This is a genomic window from Rickettsia endosymbiont of Ixodes scapularis (assembly GCF_000160735.1).
GTDB lineage: Bacteria > Pseudomonadota > Alphaproteobacteria > Rickettsiales > Rickettsiaceae > Rickettsia > Rickettsia tamurae.
On sequence record NZ_GG688308.1, the window covers coordinates 1 to 1,530 of the forward strand.

Genomic DNA, 1,530 nt, shown 5'->3' on the forward strand with positions numbered 1-1,530 from the left:
AAGCTTTAGCCATGTAATTTAAGAAACGCGAGTTCGTATTAAGATGCCTAAATTATGGTTAATGAATATGCTATAATCCTTATCCTTTCAAGGTTTGTAAGAGGTGTGACAAGTTTTACAATTTAATAGTTATAGTCAAAAAAGACAATTTACTAAAAATTTATGCAGTTTTAAGTACATTTTATAACAAAAACAATATTACTAATATCCTCGTAACCCAGTTACTATCAGCTATTCAGTTCCTCTATTAATACGAAACTCGCGTAAAGTAATTCCATACCTGTAACCGAACCAATCAACAAATAATGAAACGAGAGTTTAGTTATGAAGTAGAGTTAAAAAGCAGCAGAGGAAGAGGTTCAGGCCTACTCGAAAGAGTAGGCAAGCGGGTAGGTAGGCACTTAGCGTGCTTTCCTCCCAAAGAACCGTACAAGCGAATTACTCCGCATACGGCTCAAGCAATTTACTAACAGCTGCAATTAGTTGACCTCGCTTGCTATGTACTTGCCTATGACAGTTTGTATGCAATAAGCACAAATTGTTAATATGGTCAGTGCCGCCACACCTTGTAGGTCTTTTATGATGGACTTGCACATTTTCCCCATTATCTATTGAATCTAAACAAACAGGGCATTTACCTTCTTGTCTACGCCAAAGAATCTGTCTGGTTTTAAAGAAGTACTTTGGTTTACTAGCTTGACGTTTTTGCCAGTATTCCTTAAGTTCTGGATTATCAGGAGATGCTTTGCCTTTAACTAGAATATGCCTTTTGATTGCTGTCCATTGTAATTTCCATAGATATAGATCTTTACTTTTATCCATAAAGACCCAATTATCATTTCGAGCTTTGATTCTACCCCAATACTTCTCTTTAAGCCACCACCAGTATTTATTAACGCGAGTTTTGAATTAATATAGCATAGGATTTAGCATATCAAGAGAGATGTAATAGAAGGTTTATTATCAGACATTTGATAATTTATCAGTGCTGCAACCATATGCACAAAGGCATTTGTAACTGATCTATGCCTTGAATGCTCAAACTTCCCCAATAGTTTAATTTTACTAAACACAGATTCTATTAATGCTTTTTTAAGCAATAATATTTTATCCAACATAGACATAAGTTTATTTTTCATATTTTTCTTTACCCTAGTTACCATAAAAATTCCTTGCTCTAAAAGTTGTAGAAATAATTGTTGCGAAATATAACCACGATCTCCGAATACTTTACCAAAAAGATTTTTGATTATCAGTTCCAGCTGTTTTCTATCATCCTTATTGCCAGGGCTAAAAGATGCTTTAACTATACCACCGGCTCTATTAATTATTAGATGTAGTTTAAGTCCATAGAACCAACCTTTTGTTGTCTTACTGCTTGCTGCTATGCCGGCGAACACTTTATTCATTGAAATACGGTATCTCTTACATACCTCTATATTACTTGAATCTACAAAAGAGAGTCCGTCACACTGATCCAAAATAGAATGAATATAGTACTATTAGTGGTAAATGTGGACCTATTATTTT

2 protein-coding genes are annotated in these 1,530 nt (G+C 34.2%); both read right to left on the bottom strand.

The window, feature by feature from the left end; all coding sequences use genetic code 11:
• Nucleotides 1–438 precede the first annotated feature (438 nt).
• Nucleotides 439–822: an HNH endonuclease gene (locus REIS_RS10205; RefSeq protein ID WP_040614913.1), complete on the bottom strand. Its 384-nt coding sequence runs from the start codon at nucleotides 820–822 to the stop codon at nucleotides 439–441.
• Between the two features lie 104 nt (nucleotides 823–926).
• On the bottom strand, nucleotides 927–1,481 hold the full coding sequence (locus REIS_RS10210; protein WP_008579376.1) for an IS982 family transposase: 555 nt from the start codon (nucleotides 1,479–1,481) through the stop codon (nucleotides 927–929).
• Nucleotides 1,482–1,530: the final 49 nt, after the last annotated feature.

Coding starts and splice junctions, on each gene's coding strand:
- REIS_RS10205 (WP_040614913.1), bottom strand. CDS start 822: ATGGATAAAAGTAAAGATCTATATCTATGGAAATTACAATGGACAGCA.